Annotated in this window: 15 protein-coding genes and 1 pseudogene; 10 read left to right on the top strand and 6 right to left on the bottom strand. The window is 69.7% G+C overall.

Annotation, left to right across the window (positions count from 1 at the left end; all coding sequences use genetic code 11):
• Positions 1-258: 258 nt before the first annotated feature.
• On the bottom strand, positions 259-735 hold the full coding sequence (locus ACWPXK_RS00710) for a gamma-glutamylcyclotransferase (RefSeq protein ID WP_454194080.1): 477 nt from the start codon (positions 733-735) through the stop codon (positions 259-261).
• Positions 736-903: 168 nt separating this feature from the next.
• On the opposite strand from ACWPXK_RS00710, the gene ACWPXK_RS00705 reads away from it, so the two are divergent.
• The 4 genes from ACWPXK_RS00705 (at position 904) to ACWPXK_RS00690 (ending at position 6,020) form a co-directional block, all read left to right on the top strand.
• Complete coding sequence (locus tag ACWPXK_RS00705; RefSeq protein ID WP_454194079.1) at positions 904-2,307, top strand: NAD(P)H-quinone dehydrogenase; 1,404 nt, start codon at positions 904-906, stop codon at positions 2,305-2,307.
• 442 nt (positions 2,308-2,749) lie between these two features.
• A complete protein-coding gene (locus tag ACWPXK_RS00700; protein WP_454194078.1) occupies positions 2,750-3,628 on the top strand; it encodes a hypothetical protein in 879 nt (292 codons plus the stop codon).
• Between the two features lie 73 nt (positions 3,629-3,701).
• Positions 3,702-4,712, top strand: coding sequence for a hypothetical protein (locus ACWPXK_RS00695; RefSeq protein WP_454194077.1), 1,011 nt, complete (start codon positions 3,702-3,704; stop codon positions 4,710-4,712).
• Between the two features lie 111 nt (positions 4,713-4,823).
• Positions 4,824-6,020, top strand: a complete 1,197-nt coding sequence (locus tag ACWPXK_RS00690) for an aminotransferase-like domain-containing protein (RefSeq protein WP_454194076.1) — start codon at positions 4,824-4,826, stop codon at positions 6,018-6,020.
• Here ACWPXK_RS00690 and ACWPXK_RS00685 read toward each other — a convergent pair.
• A pseudogene (locus ACWPXK_RS00685) lies at positions 6,002-6,280 on the bottom strand (FGGY-family carbohydrate kinase); the annotation flags it as partial. The gene ACWPXK_RS00690 and the pseudogene ACWPXK_RS00685 sit on opposite strands and share 19 nt — an antisense overlap.
• Positions 6,281-6,393: 113 nt before the next feature.
• On the opposite strand from ACWPXK_RS00685, the gene ACWPXK_RS00680 reads away from it, so the two are divergent.
• Together ACWPXK_RS00680 and ACWPXK_RS00675 are read left to right on the top strand one after the other, a co-directional pair.
• Complete coding sequence (locus tag ACWPXK_RS00680; protein WP_454194075.1) at positions 6,394-7,827, top strand: RNA-guided endonuclease InsQ/TnpB family protein; 1,434 nt, start codon at positions 6,394-6,396, stop codon at positions 7,825-7,827.
• A gap of 116 nt (positions 7,828-7,943) precedes the next feature.
• Entirely contained in the window at positions 7,944-9,677 is a 1,734-nt protein-coding gene (locus ACWPXK_RS00675) for a glycerol-3-phosphate dehydrogenase/oxidase (RefSeq protein WP_454194074.1), read from the top strand.
• A gap of 25 nt (positions 9,678-9,702) precedes the next feature.
• Here ACWPXK_RS00675 and ACWPXK_RS00670 read toward each other — a convergent pair whose 3' ends face one another.
• Both ACWPXK_RS00670 and ACWPXK_RS00665 read right to left on the bottom strand, forming a co-directional pair.
• On the bottom strand, positions 9,703-10,485 hold the full coding sequence (locus ACWPXK_RS00670; protein ID WP_454194073.1) for an Fpg/Nei family DNA glycosylase: 783 nt from the start codon (positions 10,483-10,485) through the stop codon (positions 9,703-9,705).
• Positions 10,486-10,548: 63 nt separating this feature from the next.
• The gene (locus ACWPXK_RS00665) at positions 10,549-15,738 is read right to left on the bottom strand and encodes an Lhr family ATP-dependent helicase (RefSeq protein WP_454194072.1); all 5,190 of its coding nucleotides are present in this window, start codon (positions 15,736-15,738) and stop codon (positions 10,549-10,551) included.
• Positions 15,739-15,823: 85 nt separating this feature from the next.
• On the opposite strand from ACWPXK_RS00665, the gene ACWPXK_RS00660 reads away from it, so the two are divergent.
• The 3 genes from ACWPXK_RS00660 (at position 15,824) to ACWPXK_RS00650 (ending at position 18,211) form a co-directional block, all read left to right on the top strand.
• A complete protein-coding gene (locus tag ACWPXK_RS00660) occupies positions 15,824-16,369 on the top strand; it encodes a histidine phosphatase family protein (protein WP_454194071.1) in 546 nt (181 codons plus the stop codon).
• Between the two features lie 61 nt (positions 16,370-16,430).
• Complete coding sequence (locus ACWPXK_RS00655) at positions 16,431-17,378, top strand: patatin-like phospholipase family protein (protein WP_454194070.1); 948 nt, start codon at positions 16,431-16,433, stop codon at positions 17,376-17,378.
• Entirely contained in the window at positions 17,375-18,211 is an 837-nt protein-coding gene (locus ACWPXK_RS00650) for an SDR family NAD(P)-dependent oxidoreductase (RefSeq protein ID WP_454194069.1), read from the top strand. The genes ACWPXK_RS00655 and ACWPXK_RS00650 overlap by 4 nt, the downstream gene beginning before the upstream one ends.
• A gap of 48 nt (positions 18,212-18,259) precedes the next feature.
• Here the strand turns inward: ACWPXK_RS00650 and ACWPXK_RS00645 are convergent, their stop codons facing one another.
• A complete protein-coding gene (locus tag ACWPXK_RS00645; protein WP_454195382.1) occupies positions 18,260-19,429 on the bottom strand; it encodes a lipase family protein in 1,170 nt (389 codons plus the stop codon).
• A 392-nt stretch (positions 19,430-19,821) separates the two neighbouring features.
• Entirely contained in the window at positions 19,822-20,301 is a 480-nt protein-coding gene (locus tag ACWPXK_RS00640; protein WP_454194068.1) for a hypothetical protein, read from the bottom strand.
• A 273-nt stretch (positions 20,302-20,574) separates the two neighbouring features.
• Between ACWPXK_RS00640 and ACWPXK_RS00635 the strand changes: the two genes are divergently transcribed.
• On the top strand, positions 20,575-24,048 hold the full coding sequence (locus ACWPXK_RS00635; protein WP_454195381.1) for an indolepyruvate ferredoxin oxidoreductase family protein: 3,474 nt from the start codon (positions 20,575-20,577) through the stop codon (positions 24,046-24,048).
• Positions 24,049-24,056 lie beyond the last annotated feature (8 nt).

Genomic DNA, 24,056 nt, shown 5'->3' with positions numbered 1-24,056 from the left:
AACGGTGCTCGTAAGACTCGCACCCGACGGGGCTGGGTGGGATTCGGTTGTTACATGGTTGTTCAGTAGTGATCGGGTGAGCGGTGCGGGCGAGACTCGCGCCTGCGGCGCATGCGCTTCGCCCGCTCGGACGCGAGACGGGCCGCGAACGGTGCTCGATGGCCTCGCACCGACCGGCCTGGGGGTGCGTTGATCGGATAGTGGAGTGGCCGAACGGGAAGTTCGACCACTCCGCTGTCGTCTGGCGTGGACCGCGTGTCAGCCGAAGTTGCCCGGCCCCACGTTGCGGCTGTTTCTGGTCCGTAGCTCGTGCACGTAATCCGCTGGCGCGCCTGCCTTTTCGGCCGCGTCCGCGATCACGCCGAGGTAGCGGGCCGATGGCAGGCCGCCCTCGTAGGCGTCCAGCACGTAGAGCCAGGCGAGGGTGGGGTCGCTGTCGCCGTCGGCGTCGCGGGTGACCCGCAGGCGGATCTTCTTGTGGATACCGAAGTCCGACCCCTCCCAGCGGTCCAGCCGCTGCTCGTCCTCCGGGGACACGTCGTAGAGCACGACGAACACCCGGGAACCCGGGTCCTCGACGACCGTCGCGAGAGGCCCTTCCCAGCCGATGTCGTCACCGGCGAAGGTGAGCCGCCAGCCCTCCAACCAGCCCGTCCCGGACATGGGTGAGTGCGGACAGCGCTCGAGCATCTGCGTTGCGTCCATGTTGGACCCGTAGGCGGCATAGATCGGCACCAGCAAAGGGTAGCCAATAACCTTCACCGACCGCGTTCGATTGCCGCACCTGCGGCGCGGCGCGGGGAACTGCCGCACACCGGTAACGCGGTCGGAAGTGCGAGGTGGTTGCCGGATAACGTTGACATGTGCCGGAGATCCCGGCGCGAAGCACGAGCGGAGGTATCAATGACCCGCATCGCGATCATCGGTGGTGGACCGGCCGGCTACGAGGCGGCGCTGGTGGCGGCCCAGCACGGTGCGTCGGTGACGCTGATCGATTCCGACGGCATCGGCGGGGCGTGTGTGCTGTGGGACTGCGTCCCCTCCAAGACGTTCATCGCCTCGACCGGGGTGCGCACCGACCTGCGCCGCGCCCGCGATCTCGGGATCACCCTCGACCCGAACCAGGCGCACGTCCAGCTGCCCGAGGTGAACGCGCGCGTGAAGGCGCTGGCGCTGGCGCAGTCCTCGGATATCCGCTCGAAGCTGCAGACCGTCGGGGTGACGGTGCTGTCCGGCCGCGGCGAGCTGATCGATGGCGCCAGTGGTCTGGCCGCGCACCGGGTGCTCGCCAAGCTGGCCGACGGCGCGCAGCAGACCATCGAGGCCGAGGTGGTGTTGATCGCCACCGGTGCCAGCCCTCGCGTGCTGCCCGGCGCCGAACCGGACGGCGAGCGCATTCTCAACTGGCGTCAGCTCTACGACCTGGAGGAGCTGCCGGAGACCTTGGTGGTGGTCGGCTCCGGCGTGACGGGCGCCGAGTTCGTCTCCGCGTATACCGAAATGGGCGTGCGGGTGAAGCTGGTCTCCAGCCGCGACCGCGTGCTGCCCGGCGAGGACGCCGACGCGGCGCTCGTGCTGGAGGACGCGCTCGCCGAGCGCGGCGTCGAACTGGTCAAGCACGCGCGCGCGGACGCGGTGCAGCGCACCGCCGAAGGCATCGTGGTCAAGTTGTCCGACGGCCGCACGGTTTCCGGCACGCATGCGCTGATGACCGTCGGCTCCACACCCAATACCGACGGGCTCGGGCTGGACCGGGTCGGCATCGAACTCGACCGCGGCGGTTATCTGCGGGTTGACCGCGTGTCGCGCACGTCGGTGCCGGGTATCTACGCCGCAGGCGACTGCACCGGTCTGCTGCCGCTGGCCTCGGTGGCCGCGATGCAGGGACGCATCGCGATGTACCACGCACTCGGCGAGGGCGTCAGCCCGATTCGTTTGAAGACCGTTGCCTCCGCCGTGTTCACCCGGCCGGAGATCGCGACGGTCGGGGTCAGCCAGACCGCGATCGATAACGGCGAGGTGCCCGCGCGCACGGTGATGCTGCCGCTGAACACCAACCCGCGCGCCAAGATGTCCGGGCTGCGGCGCGGTTTCGTCAAGATCTTCTGCCGTCCCGCGACCGGTGTGGTGATCGGCGGCGTGGTCGTCGCGCCGATCGCCTCGGAACTGATTCTGCCGATCGCGCTTGCGGTGCAGAACAATCTGACGGTGAACGACCTGGCCCAGACCTTCTCGGTCTACCCGTCGCTGACCGGGTCGGTGACCGAGGCGGCCCGTTTGCTGATGCGGCACGACGATCTGGATTGACGTCGGCCTGACGCGCGGTGTGCCGTGTCCGATATCGGACATCATGCCCCGCGAACATGGGGCTGCCGTGCGGCACGGGTGAGCTTGCCACCCTTGGTTATTCGCCGCGTTGCTCATTGTGCGCACATGTGGTTCACTCCTCGACAGAGATGCGATCGGAGGGCGGTCGCGAGGTTCGGTGCGGGGGGATGGGTTCCTTTCCAAATCGGCACGGCGAACGATTCGGGTCGTTCGACGATCGGGCGTCTCACCAGGGACAACTGAATGCGGCCGACCAGCCGCACCCGGAAGGGAATTGCGAAAAGTGAAACATCGTAAGCCGAGTCGGGCGCAGCGAGCGATGGCGAGCACCTCGTTGCCACTGGCCACAGCGGCCGCAGTGGCCACTCTCTTCGCGGCGCCGGCGGGGGCGGCTCCCAACGATCAGCCGACGCAGCCGGGCGTGACCGAGTCGCCGAGCACCCCGGAGACCACTCAGGCGGAACCGAACAAGCCGGAGTCCAAGCAGGATCCGCAGAAGCCGGAGAGCAAGCCGACGCCGAGCCAGCCCGGCGTCACCACTCCGGACCAAGACCACGCCGCGCCCGACCAGAAGGACCCGCGACTGGCCAGTCCGACGCAGCCGGGTGTGAGCACCCCGCGTGTCGCGCCGCTGCCGGTCCCCGGCCAGCAGCCGGGCGAGCCGCAGCCCGCGGTGGTTCCGGATCAGGCCGCCCCGCAACCTGGGCAGCAGGCGGCCCCGCAGCCCGGTGAGCAGGCCGCCCCGCGGCCGGGCACGCAAGGCGGCGAGAACGCCCAGGCGCAGCAGCCGGATAGCTCCACGCTGGTGCAGCCGCAGCCGCGTTGGCAGGCGCCGCGCCTGGAGACCGCCCCGCCCGCCCCGGTCGTGGAGATGAGCGGTCCGCACGCGGAGATCGGCGCGAACATCGATGGCAACCGGCTGCTGCCGGGCTACGTGGCCAACACCCATCACTTCAGCAACGAGGCCGGTTACGTCGGCACCATCGGCTACCGCACGCCGACCGGTCAGGGCGAAGCGGGCGTCTCGGTGGAGTTCGTCGACAAGAACACCGTCAAGCTCACCACCTACACCGGTGGCGAGGGCCTGGCCGACAACAACAGCACCGCGGTTGTCGACACCACGCAGCTGAACCTGGCCAAGGCCGCGGTGGAGGATTGGATCCGGCAGCAGCCGGGCGGCGCGGCCGCACTCGAGGCAGCCGCACAGGTTAAGCTTCCGCTTCAGTCGGGCGATATCGCTCCGCAGACCGTCGACGTCGCTGGTGTGACCGCCCAGTGGGGTGGTTCGCTCCAGTACTGACACGAGCTGATCTCGACGGGTGGGGCGGTCGTTCACGACCGCCCCACTCGTGTGTCCTGGGAAAGGATTGGGTGTGACCTCCGAGGGTGATGCGAGGGAGAACGAATCCGACCGGTCCGGGTCGGAGTTCGGCCCGCCGCTGGGGGAGTTCGGGCCGCCGGTTTCCGAATTCGGGCCGGCCATTTCGGAATTCGGTCCACCGATGGGCGCCGACACCGGCCCGAGTTGGCAGGTCCCGCAGCAGCCCACCGACCACCCCGAACTCACCTGGCGCCCCGCGGGTGAGCCGGAGCCGACGCCCGCACCGGCCCCGCAGTATCGCGCGCCGGATGCCACGGTCTACACCGAACGGCCATCCCCGCCCGTGCCGCCGGAGCAGCCCGCCGCGGAGGCAGCCCGCCCGCAGGCCACCGGCAGCGAGCGGGACACGTGGTGGAATCAGCCGACCGCCGAAGGCGGCGTGCCGAAGCCGCCTGAGCCGTCCGACTCCGGCCTGTCCTGGGCCGAGGACCCGATCGCCATGCGGTTGGCGCTGCGCGTCCCCTCGACGCCGGCGCCAGCGCGACGTTCCGGCTCCTCGCGGCGGAGATGGGTCGTGCTCGGGTCGCTCGCGGCGGTCGTGGTGCTGATCGCGCTGACGGTGACGATCATCGGGGTCTCCCGCGACAACGGCGACAGCAGCGCCGCTCCGAGTGCCGTCGGCACGACAGCGGCATTGAGCTGCCCGTCCCGCAAGGACGGCACGGTGACCATCGGCAACGGACCCGGCGACACCGAAAGCGGGGCCGGGGCCATTCTCGGGTTCCAGAACGCGTTCTATGTCGCGCGCAACGGGGAACTGGCCAGGTCGTTCGTGGCGGCGGACGCCGATTTCTCGACCGCGGCAGTCCTTCAGCAGGCCATCGACGAGCAGATCCCGGTGGGGACGACGCACTGCGTGCGGATCACCGAGACAGGCCAGGACACCTTCGACGTCGATCTGACCGAGCATCGGCCCGACGGCACGACGATCGTGTACCCGCAGCGTGTCACGACCGTCGACCGGGACGGCAGGAAACTGGTCTTCGTCATCGCGAAGCGGTAACTTCGCCAGGCGTTTCGTCGCCTCCCAGATCATGGGATGAATATTCCGGAATCTGGTGGCGATGTGCGACAGTGGGATATCGCGTCCCGCGGCGTCCCCCGGAGGTTTCCCATGTCGCCGACCATCCCACCGCTGGCAGGCAAACTGGAGGGCCTGCGGAGCTCGGCGATCCGTGATCTTCTGAAGCTGACCTCGCGTGCCGATATCGTGAGCCTGGCCGGGGGCCTGCCGGACGCCGAGCTCATGCCGCGCGAGCGTCTGGCCGCGGCCGCGGACGCGGCGCTGAGCCACAACGGCTGCCTGCAGTACACCGAGTCGACCGGGTGGACGCCACTGCGCGAGGTGCTCGCCCACCGGGAGTCGGCGCGAATCGGCCGCCCGGTGCAACTCGCCGAGGTGTTCGTGACGCACGGTTCGCAGCAGGCATTGTCGCTGCTGGCCGAGGTGCTGCTCGACCCGGGCGCGCTGGTCGTGGTCGAGGATCCGGCGTATGTCGGTGCGCTGCAAGTCTTCCGGGCCGCGGGAGCGCGTATCGCCGCGGTGCCGTTGGACGACGAGGGTATGCGCACCGAGGCCGTCGCCGAGCTGATCGCGGGGGGCGAGCGCCCGGCCGTGGTCCACACGGTGAGCAATTTCCACAATCCAGGCGGCGTGACGATGAGCCCGCGGCGCCGCGCGGAACTGGCGCGGCTGGCCGAGCGGCACGGCTTCTGGGTGATCGAGGACGATCCGTACGGTGAGCTGTGGTTCGACAGCCCCGCACCTGCTCCGGTGGCGTCGTACTGCCGCAACGTCATCCGGCTTTCGAGCGCGTCGAAGATCCTCTCGCCGAGCCTGCGCGTCGGCTGGATGGTCGCGCCCGAACCGGTCTGCCGCGCGGTCGAACTGCTCAAACAGGGGGCGGACCTGTGCGGGTCGGCGCTCACCCAGCAGATTGCCGCCGACCTGCTCGCCGACACGGCGTGGCTCGCCGGCCATGTCGACCACGTCCGCGCGGTCTACGGCGAGCGGGCGAAGACGCTCGTGCACGCGACGCGCACCCGGCTCGGGGACCGCGTGCGGTGCAGCGACGCCGCCGGCGGCATGTTCGTCTGGGCCGATTTCACCGACGGCACCGACACCGGCCAGCTCCTGCCGCGTGCGCTCGAATCCGGCGTCGCCTACGTGCCCGGTTCCGCGTTCGCGGTCGACGGCGGGTACCGCAACTCGATGCGGATGTGCTTCACCACGTCCGACGCGGCGACGCTGGAACTGGCTATCGACCGGCTGGCGGACGCTGTCGGGAACGCTCAGCCGACCCAGTCGTAGGTGCGCTCGACCGCCTTGTTCCACGCCGCGAGGTGTGCGTCCCGGTCCGCGTCCGGCATGGCGGGGTGCCAGGTCTTGTCGGCGGCCCAGTTCGCCCGGATGTCGTCGGTGCCCGACCAGTAGCCGACGGCGAGCCCGGCCGCGTACGCCGCGCCGAGCGCGGTGGTCTCGTTGACCACCGGACGCACCACGGGCACGTCGAGGATGTCGGACTGGAACTGCATGAGCAGGTCGTTGCCGACCATGCCGCCGTCCACCTTCGCCGGAGTCGACAAGGACGTGGGTCACATCGCCTTCAACGACGTGCGGCCCGCCGACACACCGGCGTTGAGCAGCGGTCGGTGTCGGTGTTGTGTGCGAGACTACGGCGGTTATGAGCAGGCACACCACGTTCCGGTTCTGTCTCGACCCGACGGTCGAGCAGCGGGCTGTGCTGTCTCGGCACGTGGGTGCGGCCCGGTTCGCGTTCAACCAGTGCCTGCGCATGGTGAAAACCGCGCTCACCTCTCGCAAAATCGATCCCGGCGTGGACGTGCCGTGGTCCGGGTTCGACCTGATCAACAGGTTCAACGCCTGGAAGAAGACCGAGGCTGCGGGTCGCGTGTTCGCCGTCGACGCCTCCGGCTGCGCCCAGCTGCTCGTCACCGGGTTGTCGTGGCGCAACCAGGTCTGCCAGCAGGTGTTCGAGGAAGCCGCGGTGGACTGCGGGCGCGCCCTGGCCGCGTGGTCGGGCTCTCGGTCGGGCAAGCGCAAGGGCCGCCGGGTCGGCTTCCCGAGGCTGAAGAAGAAGACCGAGGCCGTGCCGTCGTTCCGGCTGCGGAACAAACACCCCAAAACCGGCAGGCCGGCGATCCGGGTCGGCGACAACGATCGCCCGCGCTCGATCACCCTGCCTGGCATCGGCGCCGTCGCGGTCCACGACGACACCCGCCGGTTGCGGCGCATGCTCGCCGGACAGCGGGCGAAGATCCTGTTCGCCACCGTCTCCCGCCGTGCTGGACGCTGGTGGATCAGCCTCAACGTCGAGGCCGCAGATCTGCACCCTGCCCACCGCCACGCACCGCGCGAGGAGACCGATCGCGGCGGCTGGGTCGGTATCGATCGGGGATTGTCGGCGTTTCTCGTCGCCGCCACCAGCGACGGCCGCCCGGTCGCCCGCGTGGACGCCGCTCCCAAGGCGCTCGCCGCCGGGATGCACCGGCAACGCCGTCTGGCAAAAAAGCTCTCCCGCAAGCAGAAAGGATCGAACACCAGGCGTGCGGCCGCAGCGCGGCTGGGCCGCCACCATCACCGCGTCGTCAACGTGCGCCGGCATTTCCTCCACGCGGTTTCAAGCGAGCTGGTCAAGACCCACGACCGGCTCGTCCTCGAAGACCTGAACGTGGCCGGAATGCTCCGCAACCACCGCCTCGCCCGCGCGATCTCCGACGCGAGTTGGGCCGAGTTCGCCCGACTGCTGCGCTACAAGACCCAATGGCGCGGCGGCGACCTCGTCGCCGCTGATCGCTGGTATGCGTCGAGCAAGCTCTGCTCGGCCTGCGGCGTCGTCAACGATGCCCTCACCCTCGCCGATCGGGTGTTCGTTTGCAGCTGCGGACACGAAGCCGACCGCGACCTCAACGCCGCGGTCAACCTCGCCCGCTGGGCCCAGACCCACCGTGACCACCCCCGATCCCCGGACCCCCGAGCAGGAGGCCGGGCCACCAACGCCCGCCGACGGGACGGCACTGACCAGCACCCCACGTGTGCCGGTGAAACCTGCCCGGAAGACGTGGGAACCGACGTTCACGCTGCTCCCGCAGCCTGAACCGACGACGCCCGAGAAGGGCGGTGCCGACCAGCCTCACCAAGGTTGTTCGACACGCTTTAGCCTGGTGGTGAAGGCTCGGTCGTACACATCCGCGTCGGCGGGAGGAGTCGAGCATGGCCAACAAACCGGATTCCCAGTTCCTCGGCCCGGAGCAGCGCACGACGGCTTGGGAGCGCTTCGGCAAGGATCATTTCGACGTGGTCGTCGTCGGCGGCGGGATAGTGGGGGCCGGCATCGCCTTGGACGCGGCGACCAGGGGTTTGCAGGTCGCGCTGGTCGAGGCTCGCGATCTCGCGTCGGGTACCTCCAGCCGGTCGTCGAAGATGTTCCACGGCGGACTGCGGTATCTGGAACAGTTGGAGTTCGGATTGGTGCGCGAGGCGCTGCGGGAACGCGAGCTTTCGCTGTCCGTCCTGGCGCCGCACCTGGTCAAGCCGCTGCGCTTTCTCTATCCGCTGACCCGTCGCGCCTGGGAGCGTCCGTACGTGGCCGCCGGGCTGGTCCTCTACGACACCATGGGCGGCGCGAAATCCGTTCCCGGTCAACGGCATCTGTCTCGTGCGGGCGCGTTGCGGCTGGCGCCGGGGTTGCGGCGCGACTCGCTGATCGGCGGTGTCAGCTACTACGACACGGTCGTCGACGACGCACGCCACACCATGATGGTGGCGCGCACGGCAGCGCACTACAGCGCCGTGATCCGCACCTCCACCCAGGTGGTGGGGTTCCTGCGCGAGTCCGACCGGGTGGTCGGCGTCAAGGTGCGCGACACCGAGGACGGGCGCACCGGAGAGGTCCGCGGACATGTCGTGATCAACGCGACCGGCGTGTGGACCGACGAAGTCCAGGCCCTGTCGCATCAGCGGGGCCGGTTCCACGTGCGGGCGTCCAAAGGCGTGCACATCGTGGTGCCGCGTGATCGGATCGTCAGCGACACCGCGATCATCCTGCGCACCGCTACCTCGGTGCTGTTCGTCATCCCGTGGGGCACGCACTGGATCATCGGCACCACCGACACCGACTGGAACCTCGACCTGGCGCACCCGGCAGCCACCAAGGCCGATATCGACTACCTGCTCGAACGGGTGAACCAAGTGCTGGTCACCCCGCTCACACCCGAGGACATCGACGGCGTGTACGCGGGGCTGCGCCCGCTGCTGGCGGGGGAGAGCGACGAGACCTCCAAGCTGTCGCGTGAGCACGCCGTGGCCCGGGTCGCGCCCGGCTTGGTCGGCATCGCGGGCGGCAAGTACACCACCTATCGCGTGATGGCCTACGACGCGGTGGACGAAGCGGCGCAGGACATTCCGGCCCGGGTCTCCCCGTCGATCACCGCGAAGGTGCCGCTGCTCGGCGCGGACGGTTACTTCGCGCTGGTCAACCAGACGGTGCAGTTGGCCGAGACGTACGGTGTGCATCCCTACCGGATCAAGCACCTCCTGGACCGGTACGGCTCGCTGATCTATGAGGTCATGGCTTTGGCCGAGGGCAAACCAGAACTGCTGCAACCGATTACGGACGCGCCATCCTATTTGCAGGTGGAGGCGGCCTACGCGGCGGCGGCCGAGGGCGCGCTGCACTTGGACGACATCCTGGCCCGGCGGACCCGGATCTCGATCGAGTATTCGCACCGCGGCGCCAACTGTGCCGAGCAAGTGGCCGGGCTGGTCGCCCCGATCTTGGGCTGGGACGAGGAGGAGATCGACCGGGAGGTCCACACCTATCAGGCGCGGGTCGACGCGGAAATCCACTCGCAGACCCAGCCCGACGACGCCTCCGCGGACGCCCTGCGGATCGCGGCTCCCGAACCCCGCCCGGAAATCCTGGAACCGGTGCCGTCCGAAGGCTGATGCTCTTTTTCGTGGCTCTGCCGGACTACATCGGCGGAACGGGCTGGCAGCGCGGGCAGAAATAGATGCCGCGTTCACGCTGGACCACGCGGTCGTAATCGGGTGCGGTGTAGTCGAGCAGGTCGGCCTTCAGCGGTGTGCCGCAGCGTTGGCATGGACGGTGGGTGCGGCCGTAGGCCAGCGTGCGTCGTGGGGGTTTGTCCACGGCTTCGGTCAGTACCCGGTGCGCCTCGTTGACCAGGGCGAGCAGATCAGGGATGTCGCCGACTCGGGTGGCGGGGTGGACGCGGCGGAGGAAGCAGACCTCGCTGCGATAGATATTGCCGATGCCCGCGAGGTTGCGCTGGTCGAGCACGGCGACACCGATCGGCTGGTTCGGATACCGCCGCAGCCGCCGGACCGCTTCCGCCGCATCCCAATTCGGACCGAGCAGATCCGGCCCGAGGTGGCCGATGATCCGGTGTTCATCGCCGACCCGCACCACGTCGACGGTACCCAGCGAGAACCCGACCGCTTCCACTTCCTCGGTGCTCAGCACGACCCGGGCGGCGACCCGTGGTTTGGTCCAGCGCTGTCTGCAGTGGAACACGCGCCAGCTGCCCTCCATCTTCAAGTGCGTGTGGATACTGACGGTCGGCGTACGGACGAAAAGATGCTTGCCGTAGCTGCCGACGCTCTCGACCACTTGCCCGCGCAGGTCCAGCGTCGCAAATCGCGGCACTCGAAAGTCACTGCGGGTCAGCTCTTTTCCCACCAACGCGGCCCGAAGCCGCTTGGCGGTGAGGAATACGGTGTCACCCTCAGGCATAGCGCGGCCCCGGTGCCGTACCGCGGACGTCGACGCTTCCGCCGCCTGAGAGACCATCCGGACTCACGGGCGGCTCCGCAGGCGCAGGCCGCGCGGCGTGGTGGAGAAGCCCGCCTCGGTGAGGAACCCGGCGAAAGTATTGCCGTGCACGGTGTCTCCGTTGACGCGGTCGATGACCAGCGAATCCACGCGGCGGTGCCGCACCAGGTCGGCTAGGGCCTGTGCGGCGGCGCGGCGGGCGTCGGGGTCTTCGGTGAAGGTCAACAGGGTCTTGCCGCCCCGCTCCAGGTAGAGGACCAGTTCCCCGTCCACGAGCACGACCAGAGCCCCGGCTTTGCGTCCGGGACGATGCCCACCCTCGACGTCGCTCTTCGGCCAGGCCAGCGCGGCGCCGTACGGGTTGGCGGGATCGCAGGCGGCCAGTGCCAGCACCGTGCCGGTCGGCTGCCTGGACTCGGGACGGGCTCGCTCGGTGTCGAAGGAGCGCAGTCGGTCCACCACATCGGTGGTGGAGAACTGGGCGCCGCCGAGCGAGTCGACGAAATACCCGCGGCGGCACCGCCCGCGGTCCTCGAATTCGGTCAGCACCCGGTACATCAGCGCGAATCCGCCCGGCACGCCCTCGTTCTGCACCGATCCTCTGGTCAGCACCCCGTACCGCTCCAGAAGCAGATCCGCGGTCGAGTGCGCGCGCACGGTGTTGTCCGAGACGCGCTCCGGCAGCAGCGACCACCGTCCGGCTACCGAAGGCGGACCGGAACGAGTCGGCATGCTCGGCCTGGGTAGGTAGGCGCGGCCGCGGGGAGCGCGCCTCGGTGTGCGATGGGCGGTGGTGCTCCGCGTCGTTCCCGACAGCAGCGCCCGTACCGGGGCGAACGTGTCACCGGAAACCAAACCTGCCCAGACCAATTCCCACAGCGCCGTAGCCACCGCGGAGTCGTCGAGGAGACCGGTGGCATCCGACAGCTGCCGGAAGAAGAACGCACCGCCGCCCTGGGGGACCGGGACCAGCCGGTGGGTCCCACCGAGCTGCTGTGTCCCAGCCGTTCCCGGTCCGCCGGACCGACGCTTGGTCGAATCGGCATGCCCTCCATCGCCGTCGACCGCTGCGGGACCGGCCTGCTCCAGCGGTACCGGCTCCTGGGCTGCTGCGCCATCGGTAGCTTCGATCGGATCGCGGCCCACCCGTGTCGCCCGTCCGGGAGATCGCTTTCGGATCGAATCCGTCCGCGCGTCAGTGCTGCTGGCCGATGGATCGGGCTCGTCCAGCGGCACGGGCTCCCGGTCTGCCGGGGTGTCGGCGGTGCCGAGAGGTGTCCACGGCACGAAGGTCGCTCCCAACGCCGTGAGCAGCCGCAGCTGAACGTCCGAAAGATCTATCTCGTCCGGTGGGGCGAGCGTGAACGGGGCTTGGTCGGCCAGGTGCAGGGCGATCCAGCCGTCCTTCGCGGTGATGGCGCCATGTCCGGACCAGATCACCTCGCCGGTCGCCATCAGTTCGTCGAGCATGGCGGGCGTGTAGTCCGGCACCCGCGCTGGCAGAATCAACGATTCCCAGGCCGACGCCGGAATCGGCACGCCGGCAAGCTGTTCCACGACGGCCGCGACGCCGTCGACGCCACGCAGTTCGCCGGTGCCGATGTGCTGCCAGGACGGCAGGAAGCGGCCGAACGCGGCGGTGGAGACCGGCTCGACCTCGTGCCGTGCGGCGGCGAGCGACCGGCGGCGCAGTCGGCGCAGCACCTGCGCGTCACACCATTCCGACCCGGCGGCTCCGGGTGTGAATTCGCCTTCCACCACGCGTTTCTCGGCGACGAGCCGGTGCAGCGCGGAAGCGGCGACGGCGGTGCCGAGCCCGAACCGGGCCGCGACCGCCTCGGTGCCGAACGGCCCGTGTGTGCGGGCGTAGCGGCCGATCAGGTCGCCGAGCGGATCGGCCACCGGCTCGATGAACGCCGCGGGCGTTCCGATCGGCAGCGGAACCCCCAACGCGTCACGCAGGCGGGCCGCGTCCTCCACCGCCGCCCACCAGGTTCGGCCCGCGAACGACACCTCCAGCGCCCGCCGCGCGGCCACCAGGCTCGCGAACCATTCCGCGGGGTGTTCTTCGCAGCGCTCGGCGGCCTCCGCGGCGGTGAGCGGCCCGAGCAGCCGCAGCAGATCCGCCAAGCCCTCGGCGTCCCTGGCGCGCCGCTCCGGTGTGAGCCGCTGCAGCTCTCGCTCGGTCTGGTCGATGACCGCGGCATCGAGCAGTTCGCGCAGCTCCACCCGGCCGAGCAACTCGGCGAGCAGGCCCGAGTCGAGCGACAGCGCCGCGGCGCGGCGCTCGGCCAGCGGGCTGTCGCCGTCGTACATGAATTGGCCGATGTAGTCGAACAGCAGAGCGTTCGCGAACGGTGACGGCGTCGCGGTCTCCACCTCGACCAGTCGCACCTGGCGGCGCGCCACCCGGCCGAGCAACTCGCGCAGCGACGGCAGATCGTAGACGTCGCGCAGGCATTCGCGCACCGTCTCCAAAAGAATCGGGAACTCGGGAAACTTGCGCGCAACGTCGAGCAACTGGGCCGAGCGCTGGCGCTGCTGCCACAGCGGGGCACGCTTGCCGGGATCGCGGCGGGGCAGCAGCAGGGCGCGTGCCGCACACTCCCGGAACCGGGAGGCGAACAGCGTCGAACCGCCTACTTGCTCGGTGACGATGTCGTCGATCTCGTCGGACTCGAACACGAACAGCTCGGCGCCGGGCGGATCGTCGGTGGTGTCGGGCAGCCGCACGACGATTCCGTCGTCGGAGGCGTTCGATGCGGCTTCCACACCGAACCGCTCACGCAGCCGCGCCCCGACGGCCAGCGCCCATGGCGCGTGCACCGGCAGTCCGTAGGGCGAGTGCAGGACCAGCCGCCAGTCGCCGAGTTCGTCGCGGAACCGCTCCACGACCAGCGTGCGGTCGGTGGGCAGATGCCCGGTCGCGGTGCGCTGGTCGTCCAGCAGCGTGAGGAGGTTCGCGGTCGCGTTGTCGTCCAGACCGGCCGATCGCAGCACCTGGGCGACGCCGTCTTGCGCTGGGTCCGTGCTGGATTCGGCGCTGCCGGACTTTCGCCGGGAGGAACGCGGACCGGGAGCCTGTGCCCGGTCGTGCTCGACTCCGGCGCGCTCGGATTGCGCACGAGACCGATTCGCCGAGCCGGATGCGCCCGAGAGCGCCGCCGCCGAACCGGGCTCGGCTGAATCGCGCTCGGCTGAATCGCGCTCGGCCGGACCGGGCTCGGCCGGACCGGGCTCGGCCGGACCCAGCGCGACCGAATCAGCTTCCGCGCGATCGGATGCCGCCGAATCAGGCGACATCGAACCGGCCGACCCACTTGTCTTGCGCCGCGCTGCCTTCCGGGTTCCGGTCGCGCCGTCCGGTTCGGCCGCGAGCCGCTGCCCGACCGTGCGCACGAACTCACCCAGCGCCGCACCGAGCTCCGCGGGCCGCCCGAGCCCATCGCCGTGCCAGAACGGCAACCGGCCCGGCTGCCCGAACGCGGGTGTGACCAGCACCCGATCGAAGGTGATCTCCTCGATCCGCCAGCTCGTCGCCCCGAGCGCGAACACGTCGCCGACCCGTGACTCGTAGACCATCTCCTCGTCGAGTTCACCGACGCGCGACGCCTTCTCGCCCACCATGTACACCGCGAACAGGCCCCGGTCGGGGATCGCGCCGCCGGAGGTCACGGCCAGGCGTTGCGCGCCGGGCCGCCCGGTGAGCGTCCCGGCGTCGCGGTCCCAGACCAGCCGGGGCCGCAGCTCAGCGAACTCGTCGGAGGGATAGCGCCCGGAGAGCAGGTCGAGTATCGATTCGTAGGCCGAGCGCGGCAGCGACGCATAACTTCCCGTGCCGCGCACGACATCGAACCACGCGTCGACGTCGATCGGATCGAGCGCGCACGCGGCGACGGTCTGCTGCGCGAGAATGTCCAGCGGGTGCGCCGGGATCTGGATCGCCTCGATCTGCCCCGCGGTCATCCGCTGCGACGCCACCGCGCAGTGGATGACGTCGGTGCGGTGCTTCGGGAACATCACCCCGCGGGAGATCTCGCCGACCTGATGACCGGCGCGCCCGATCCGCTGCAATCCGCTCGCCACCGAGGGCGGCGCCTCCACCTGCACGACGAGATCCACCGCGCCCATATCGATGCCGAGTTCCAGGCTGCTGGTCGCGACGACGCAGCGCAGCCGCCCGCTTTTGAGATCGTCTTCGATCAGCGCGCGCTGCTCTTTGCTGACCGAGCCGTGGTGCGCCCGCGCCAGCAGCGGCCCAGCGCCGTGGATCACCTCGGTGGATGCCCCGAGCTGGGCGGGCGGTTTGTGTTCGGTCTCCACCGGCTCGCCCAGCCGTGCCGCGTAGGCCTCGTTCAACCGGGCGGTGAGACGCTCGGCCAGCCTGCGGGAGTTGGCGAACACGATCGAGGACCGGTGCTCGAGGACGAGTTCGACGATCGCTTCGTCCACGTGCGGCCAGATCGATCCGGGCTGGTCGGAGTCGCCCGGCTCGGTCATGTCCGCGACCGGCACGCGCACCGACAGGTCGAACGTCTTCGGCGCGGGTGGCGCGACCAGTGTGATCGGCGCGGCGCCGACCAGGAAGCGCCCGACTTCCTCCGGTGGCCGGACCGTGGCGGACAGGCCGATGCGCTGGGCGGGCCGCTCGGTCAGCAGGTCCAGCCGGGCGAGCGACAGTGCCAGGTGCGCGCCGCGTTTGGAACCGGCGATCGCGTGCACCTCGTCCACGATCACCGTGCGCACGTCGCGCAGCGTGTCCCGCGCGGCCGAGGTGAGCATGAGGAACAGCGATTCCGGCGTGGTGATCAAGATGTCCGGCGGGGTGCGCAGCATGGACCGCCGGTCGGCGGCGCTGGTGTCGCCGGAACGGACCCCGACGGTGATCTCCGGCGGCTCGACGCCCAGCCGCTTGGCGGTCTGCGTGATGCCGACCAGCGGAGCCCGGAGATTGCGCTCCACGTCCACGGCGAGCGCCTTCAGCGGCGACACGTACAGCACCGAGGTGCCGGTTCGCTCGGTGGTCCGCTCCCGGGCAGCCAGCTGGTCGATCGCCCAGAGAAACGCGGACAGCGTCTTTCCCGACCCGGTCGGTGCGATGACGAGGGTGTGCTCGCCCGCCGCGATCGCCCGCCACGCCCCCAGCTGAGCGGACGTGGGCGCGGGAAACGCGCCGTCGAACCACTCCTGGGTCGCGCGGGAGAACTGGGCCATGGCATCAGTGTGCACCGAACCGCCGACAAGTACGCCCGTGCCGTTGTGTGAACGGCTGTGGCCGTCGCACCGTACGCTTCGACAGGTGCAAAAGGTGCTCAGACTCGACCTGGTCAGCCATGGCATGACCGAGGCGATGCGCAAGGCACGTTTTCCGGTCGACGAATCGCTCACCGAGGCAGGTCGCCGGGCGGTGTCGGGCTGCGGACCGCTGACCGCTCCGCGGGTGCTCACCGGACCGGAACGCCGGACCGTGGAGACCGCCGCTCTGCTCGGGTTGCCGGGCAAGGAAGACAGCCGATTGCGCGACTTGGACGCGGGCGCCTGGCGCGGCGGGGAACTCATATCGGTACCCCAGGACGAGCTGTACGCGTGGCTCACCGATCCCGAGTTCCGCGGACACGGCGGCGAGGCCGTGGTGGACGTGATCGAGCGGACCAGAGTCTGGATGGCCGAGGTCGCCGCGCAGTCCGTGTCCACCATCGCGGTCACCCACCCCGCGGTCATCCGGGCCGCTCTGCTGGTGACGCTGGATGCCCCGCCGAAATCGTTCTGGCGCATCGATATTCCGCCCGGAAGTGTGACCCGCCTGCATTATCGCGGCGAATGGACGTTGCACTTCACGGCCTGATACCGGTCGAAGAACCCGAGACGGGTGGCATTCCGGCGCAGTCCGGCTACTGTCTGAGACTATGAGTAACAACAATGGGCCGCAGCGCCGCGGCCTGGCCATCGGATGCGGTGGCACCGTGGGGGCCGCGTGGATCGTCGCCGCGTTGGCCGCCGCACGCGACGTGCTCGACTGGGATCCGCGCACGGCGGACGTGCTGATCGGCACCTCGGCGGGCGCGGAGGCGGTGACGATGCTCGGCAGTGGCGTCTCGGTCGACGAGTTGGTCGCCATGCAACGCGGCACCTCGACCGACCCGATCCTGCGCGAGCACGGGCGCACCGAGCCGGGGCGCTTTCCTCCGTTGCCGCGCCCGCGACTCGGCTCGCCGCGGCTGGCCCTGCGGCACCACCAGCCGGGGCAGGCGCTGCTGGCCGCGGGCAGCGGGCTGCTGCCGATCGGCGGCGGCGACCCGAGCTGGTTGCAGCGGCTGGCCGAAAAACTCAACCCGGGCCGCTCATGGGTACCGCATCCGGCGACCCGGTTGGTGGCGATGGACTACGAGACCGGACAGCGGGTGGCGTTCGGCTCGCCCGGCGCGCCCGAGGCGACGATCGGAGAGGCACTGCGCGCGTCCTGGGCGATCCCCGGCTGGTTCCCGCCGGTCACGATCGCCGGTCGGCGCTTCGTCGACGGCGGAGCGGGGTCGACCGCATCGGTGGACCTGCTCGCCGGCGAAAAGCTGGACGAGGTGCTCGTGCTCGCCCCGATGGCCTCGGCGGGGCGGATCCGCGCGACCGGTGTCGGTCATCTTCTGGAGCGGCAGATGCGCAATCGCATGAGCGCCGAGCTCGACGCCGAGATCGTGCGGTTGCGCGCCGCGGGCACCAAGGTCCTCTTCGTGGGCGCCACCGCCGACGACCTCGCGGTGATGGGCGCCAACTTCATGGACGGCCGTCGCCGTCTCGCCACCTTCGAACACAGCCTGCGCAGCACTCGTCACGCGCTCGAACAAGGAGCCTTCGAATGAGAATTCTCGGATCCGGTTACCCCGGCATCGATCTGCGCGAGGCGAGGGTCGTGATCACCGGCGGTGGGCGCGGCATCGGCCGATCCACCGCGGAACTGTTCGCCGCCAAAGGCGCTCGGGTCGTGCTCGCGGACGTGGACAAATCCGCCGCCGAAGCGGCCGCCGCCGCGATCGGCGGGGTCGCCTGCGAACTGGACGTGCGCTCGCGCGGCCAGTGGGACACCATGATCGCCGCGGTGGGTGCGGTCGACATCCTGGTCAACAACGCGGGCGTCATGCCGGCGGGCGCGTTCCTCGACGAGCCGGACGTGGTCGGCCAGGCCACGCTGGACATCAACGTGTGGGGCCTCATCCACGGCATGCGGGCCGTCGCGCCGGGCATGATCGAGCGCGGCCGCGGCCATATCGTCAACGTCGCCTCGCTGGCGGGCAAGGTCCCGATCCCCGGCCTCGCCGTCTACAACGCGAGCAAGTTCGCGGCCGTCGGCCTCTCGGCGGCCACGCGTCTGGAGTTCGCCGAATACGGCGTCAGCGTCAGTTGTGTCTTGCCGTCGGCGGTGCGCACCCGCCTCTCCTCGGGGCTGGCGCTCGGTCACGGCATGCCGACCGTCGATCCGGAGGACGTCGCCGCCGCGATCGTGCGCACCTGCGACACCCGCAAAGCCGAAGTGGCCGTGCCGAATTACCTCGGTCCGGTGGACATCGCGCTGGCCGCCGCGCCGGAACGCGCGGTGCGTCTGGTCCGCAGGCTGTTCGACGGCGACCGCGCGCTGCATCCCGCCGACGAGAAGACCCGCGCGGAGTACGAGCGGCAGGTTCGCTCCATCAGCTGATCCGAACGAACGGCGGCCCGGGAGATCGTGGCCGCCGTTCGCGCGTGGTCAGCAGTTCGTCGTCGCGGGTTCGCCGCGGAACCTGGCCTCCACGTAGTTCCACGCGTCCGCGAATCCGGCGACCGCCGCGGTCATGTGCTCGGAGATGTCATAGGTGCGGAAATCCACCGGCGCACCTGCTTTGCAGTACCTGTCGGCGACCTCGGCGACCGGGCCGTAGAAGGTCAGCGTGTCGAATCGGCCCTGCCAGAGAAAAGTCGGAACGGTCGGCACGCCCTGGAAGTAGCGAAGGCTGTTCTCGCGCAGCACAGCATGTGCCTCCGGGCTGTCCATGAGGCTCTTGGTCGCCGCCATCTGGTCGGCACTGCGGAAGGCGCCGTGGAAGAGCAGGAACCGGCGGCAGGCGTCGTGCGTGAATTCCCGGAACCACATGCCGTGTGGGTTGAGCTGATCCGAGACCGGCAGCCGGTCCGCGTACTCGCGCTCCAGTCCCATGGCCGCGGCGAACGCGAGCCCGAAGCCGGGGTGCGGGTCGAAGCCGAGCGCGAGCGCCATCTCCTCGAGGTCGGCGGGGATGCCGCCGGCCACGGCCGCGGTGAGGCGCAGATCCGGCGCGTAGCTGGGTTGCAGCGCGGCCGCCCAGGCGGTGGCCATGCCGCCGCCGGAATAGCCCGCGATGGCGACCGGCGACTCGGACAGACCGAGCTCGGCAACCTTTTGCACGGCCCTGACGCTGTCGAGCGTCATCATGCCGCCCAGCCGCGCCGCGCCGTAGGCGGAGGTGGGGCCGAGGTAGTCCGGCAGCGAGATCGCCCAACCGCGTCCGATGGGCAGCATCGCGCCGACCGCGTCCTGCAGTTCGCCGTTGAACAGCGAGCGCGACGGGTTGCATTGGGTACCGAGGGAGTTGATCAACGCCTGATAGGAGACCAGCGGCGGGTTCTGGACGCCGACCGGCAGCAGGACGGTCGTGACGCCCATGACCGGCTTGCCCTGCGAGTTGGTCGACCGGAACGCCACCTGCCAGCCCTCGGTCCCCAGGTAGGGACCGGTGTCGATCCTGCGGGTCCGCACGACGTCGCCAGGTGCGAGCGCCGCCAGGTCGGGCGGCGCGCTGTAGAACAGATCAGGATCGGGCGTGGGATACAGCGGCTGAGCCGTCGCGGGGAGGCCGAAAAGGCCGACCGAGACGATGCTCAACAGCAGCAAGATCGCGATCCGGAACGGAATTCTGGACACGGTTTTCCTTCGAAAGTCAGCCGCCACCGATCCACCGGCGCGCAGCGGTCATGCCGCGGCGCCGGTGCTTCGGACGCACCGGCACCACACGGAAAGCCGCGGCGAACCACCTTGTTCACCACGGGAAAGAGCAGAAGGAATCACCGCAAGCGACTGTGGGCCGATCGCGGCGAACTGGTGCACCCTCCTTCTGCTCCGGGACCGCCGGTGGCCGCGGAGGCGGCACCATCCGCTGCGAAAATAGCGTCGAACCGAGCGCGCCGCCGAATGAGAAACGACGAAAGGGACAATTCACAGCTAGGGCCGCTCGGGGTTGCACAAGATCACTATTGAGCGGTCGCCCGGTCTGTACGAGGACCGGCCGGCGCGGCTCACGCCAGGCTGAGCACCGTCCGATTGCCCAGCGGGCGTTCCAGGTCGACCACCACCACGCCGTACTCGCGCTTCTGCTCCGGGCTGGCGCCCTGGCACGGCGGCATGCCGCGATGCAGCCCCCGGATCAGCCGTACGCTCACCCGCTCGGCCGATTCCTCGACGCGCGCGGTGAACCCGATGCTCGGGCAGCCGACCGGTCCAGGGATGTGGATGGCGAGCTTGTCCGTGCCGTCGTCGATGTCGTACACCGAGAAGGCCATCGCCGCACTCGGTTCCAGATCCGCCGCGGGCGGGATGACGACCATCGTTCCGCCCGCGTAGCTGCGGGAACCCGCGTCGGCCCTGGTCCCAGCCGCCGTCGGATCCCGTGCGGAGGTGACGCCCGAATCCGCGTGCGGCGCCTGCTGCCCGCACGCGGTCAACGCCCACAGCGCGGCGGCCGCCACGACCGCCGTGCGCCTCCTGCGCATACCCATCTCTCCACCTTCACACAGGTGTGTATCCCGGTGGCGGAGCAACGCGGTGTGGCGCGGCCGCATCCGCACCCAGCCGGTAGATCCTTGTGCGCGTCGTCACATTTACCTCGCACTGTGCATAGGCGATGCCCATTGATGACACTCCAGATTGTGCATGATGCTCAGTTTGTTACGTAACGGTTGTGCGTTCAGATCTTTAGGGACACGATATCGGCACCAAGTGCACAACGATGCGAGGCGCCCGACCGGTGCCGAGCGGACGGGTGGATCTGTATGACCGAGCTCGCTGACCGCGATCTGATCGCAGTTCCCTATGACCTTGCCGACCGTTACCGCGTCGGCGCGGGGACGGTTGTCCTCACCGGTGTCCAGGCCATCGCTCGGCAGCTGGTCGAGCAGCATGTGCGCGATCTGCGTGCCGGTCGTCGAGTCGGCACGTTCGTATCGGGGTATCAGGGCAGTCCGCTCGGTGGCGTCGACAAGATGCTGGCCGGGATGCCGGATGTCCTCGCCGAGCACGACATCACCTTCGTGCCCGGATTGAACGAGGAACTGGCCGCGACCTCGGTGTGGGGCAGCCAGGCCGACCTGCCCGCCGGCACCGCCACGCACGACGGCGTTGTCGGTGTCTGGTACGGCAAGGGGCCCGGGCTGGACCGGGCGACCGATGCGTTGCGCCACGCCAACATGTACGGCGCGAACGCGCGTGGCGGCGTCCTGCTGCTGGTCGGCGACGATCCGGCGTCGAAGTCCTCCACCGTGCCCGCGGTGAGCGAGCGCTCCCTGGCGGCGATGAACATCCCGGTGCTGTTCCCCCGCAACGCCCGCGAAATCATCACCATGGGCCTGCACGGCGTGGCCCTGTCGCGTGCCTCGGGATGCCTGGTGGCGCTCAAGATCGTCGCCGATGTCGCCGACGGCGCCTGGACCGTCGACGGTTCGGTCGGCGACATCGACATCGTGGTGCCCGAGATCGACTGGGAGGGAAGGCCATTCCGCTACCGGCAGCGTCCGATGGCCGCGCCCGCGGACAGCTTGCTCGCGGAGGCGGACCTCTACGGCCCGCGCTGGGAACTGGTTCGGGCGTACAGCACGCGCAACGGGTTGGACGTGATCGAGGTGAACCCCGCCTGCGCCACCGTTGGAATCGCCGCAGCCGGACCGACTTTCGATGCGGTCCGGCAAGCGCTGATCGACCTCGGCGCGGACGACGACGTGCTGCGCGCCGCGGGCATTCGACTGCTGCGTATCGGCATGCCGTACCCCATCGCCCCCGAACGTGTCCGGGAGTTCGCCGCGGGGCTCTCCCGGCTGATCGTCGTCGAGGACAAGACCGCCTTCATCGAAACGCAGATCCGGGACATCCTCTACGGCACGTCCGGCGCTCCCGAAATCGTCGGCAAGCGTGACGCTTCGGGCCGCCCCCTGTTCGGCCAGGACGGCGAACTGACTTCCGGGCGTATCGCCGCGCCACTGCGCCGCGCGCTCGATGGCCACCTCGAATTGAAACGCCCGCTGCCGCAGCCGTTGTCGCTGGCCGTCCTGCCCGCCAAGCGCGCGGCGTACTTCTGTAGCGGCTGCCCGCACAACCGCTCCACCGCCGTGCCCGAAGGCTCGCTGGCGGGCGGCGGCATCGGCTGTCACACCATGGTGACCATGTCGGGTCGCGCCGACAGCAAGGTCACCGGGCTGACCCAGATGGGTGGCGAAGGCGCGCAATGGATCGGCCAGGCCCCGTTCACCGACGTAGGGCATCTGTTCCAGAACATCGGTGATGGCACCTTTTTCCACTCCGGCCAGCTCGCCGTGCAGGCGTGCGTCGCCGCGGGCGTGAACATCACCTTCAAGCTGCTGCACAACGACGTCGTCGCGATGACCGGCGCGCAGCACGCCGAGGGCGCGCTCACCGTGCCCATGCTCACCCACAAGCTCACCACCGAGGGGGTGCGGCGGATCATCGTCTGCGCCGACGAGCCTCAGCGCTACCGCAAGCGCGATCTTGCCCCAGGCACTCTGCTCTGGCACCGGGACCGGCTCGACGAAGCGCAGCGCATTCTGCGCGAGGTGCCCGGCGTCACGGTGCTCATCTACGACCAGCACTGCGCCGCCGACGCCCGGCGGCAGCGCAAACGCGGCACGCTGCCGGTGCGGCGCACCAGGGTGGTCATCAACGAGGCGGTCTGTGAGGGCTGCGGCGACTGCGGGGTGCGCAGCAACTGCCTCTCGGTCCAGCCGGTGGACACCGAGTTCGGCCGGAAGACCAGGATCGACCAGACCTCCTGCAACACCGACTACAGCTGCCTGAACGGCGACTGCCCGTCGTTCGTCACCGTCGAACTGCCCGATCCGGCGAAGGCGAAGAAGCGCACGAGCATTCGCCGCCTCGAGCCGCCGCGGGTACCCGACCTGCCCTACGAAGCGCCGACATCGACACAGAACGTCTTCCTCGCGGGTATCGGCGGAACCGGCATCGTGACCGTCAACCAGGTGCTGGCGACCGCGGCGATGCGCGCCGGATACGAGGTCGCGAGCCTGGATCAGATCGGCTTGAGTCAGAAGGCGGGCCCGGTGGTCTCCCACCTGCGGTTCGCGCTCGGCGAGCTGGAACCGGCGAACCGGCTGACGCCCGCCTCCGCCGACTGCGTTGTCGCCTTCGACCTGCTCGCCGCCACCGATAACAAGAACCTCGCCTACGGCTCGCGGACGGCCACCGTCGCCGTGGCGTCGACCAGCAAGACGCCGACCGGCGACATGGTCTACGACAAGTCGGTGTCCTATCCGGACGAGCGGCTGCTGCTGAACCGCTTGGAGCAGGTTTCGCGCTCGGTGCACTCGTTCGACGCGCTGGCCGCGGCCGAAGCATTGTTCGGCAACACCGCCGCCGCCAACTTCCTCCTGATCGGCGCCGCCTACCAGGTCGGCGGCCTGCGGCTGCCCGCGGCGGCGATCGAGGAGGCGATCGAGATCAACGGCGTCGCGGTCGCCGCGAATATCGCCGCATTCCGGTGGGGTCGCGTCGCGGTGGCGCGGCCGGACGAGTTCGCGGCGGCCACCACACCGCAGCGCCGACCGAAGACCGAGATTCAGATTCCGGCAAACCTTTTCGACGGCCTGACCGCGGGCGGGGAGACCCGGCGGCTGGTCGAGTTGCGTGCGAAAGAGTTGATCGGATTTCAGAGCGTCGGGCTCGCCCGCGCATACGTGGACGCCATGGAACGGGTTTGGCAGGCGCAGAGCCGGGTAGGTGACCGCACCGAGTTCAGCGAGCAGGTGGCGCGCGGGCTGTACAAGTTCACCGCGTACAAGGACGAGTACGAGGTGGCGCGCAGGCTCACCGATCCGGCCTTCCTCGACGACGTCGCCGCGCAGCTGCCCGACGGCGCGAACCTGACCTACCGGCTGCACCCGCCGATCCTGCGTGCCATGGGCCGCGAGAAGAAGATCGGCATCCGCCCACGCGGCCACTTCGCACTGCGTCTGCTGGCCAAGGGAAAACGGCTGCGCGGCACCAAGTTGGATCCGTTCGGCTACGCCCACGTGCGCCGCGTCGAGCGCGCCTTGCGCGACCACTACCTCGAGATGGTGACCACCCTCGCCGACACTCTCGACGCGGCGAACTACGACCGCGCGGTGGAGGCCGCGGCCCTGGCCGATGTCGTCCGCGGCTACGAGGACATCAAACTCGCCAACGTGGAGCGCTACTGCGACCGCCTGCGTGAGCTGGGCATCCAGCCGCCTGTGAGCTAGACGCGGAG

The organism is Nocardia sp. Marseille-Q1738 (assembly GCF_965283145.1).
The sequence above is the reverse complement of the archived record's forward strand: the minus strand, read 5'-3'. Positions and strand labels throughout refer to the sequence as shown.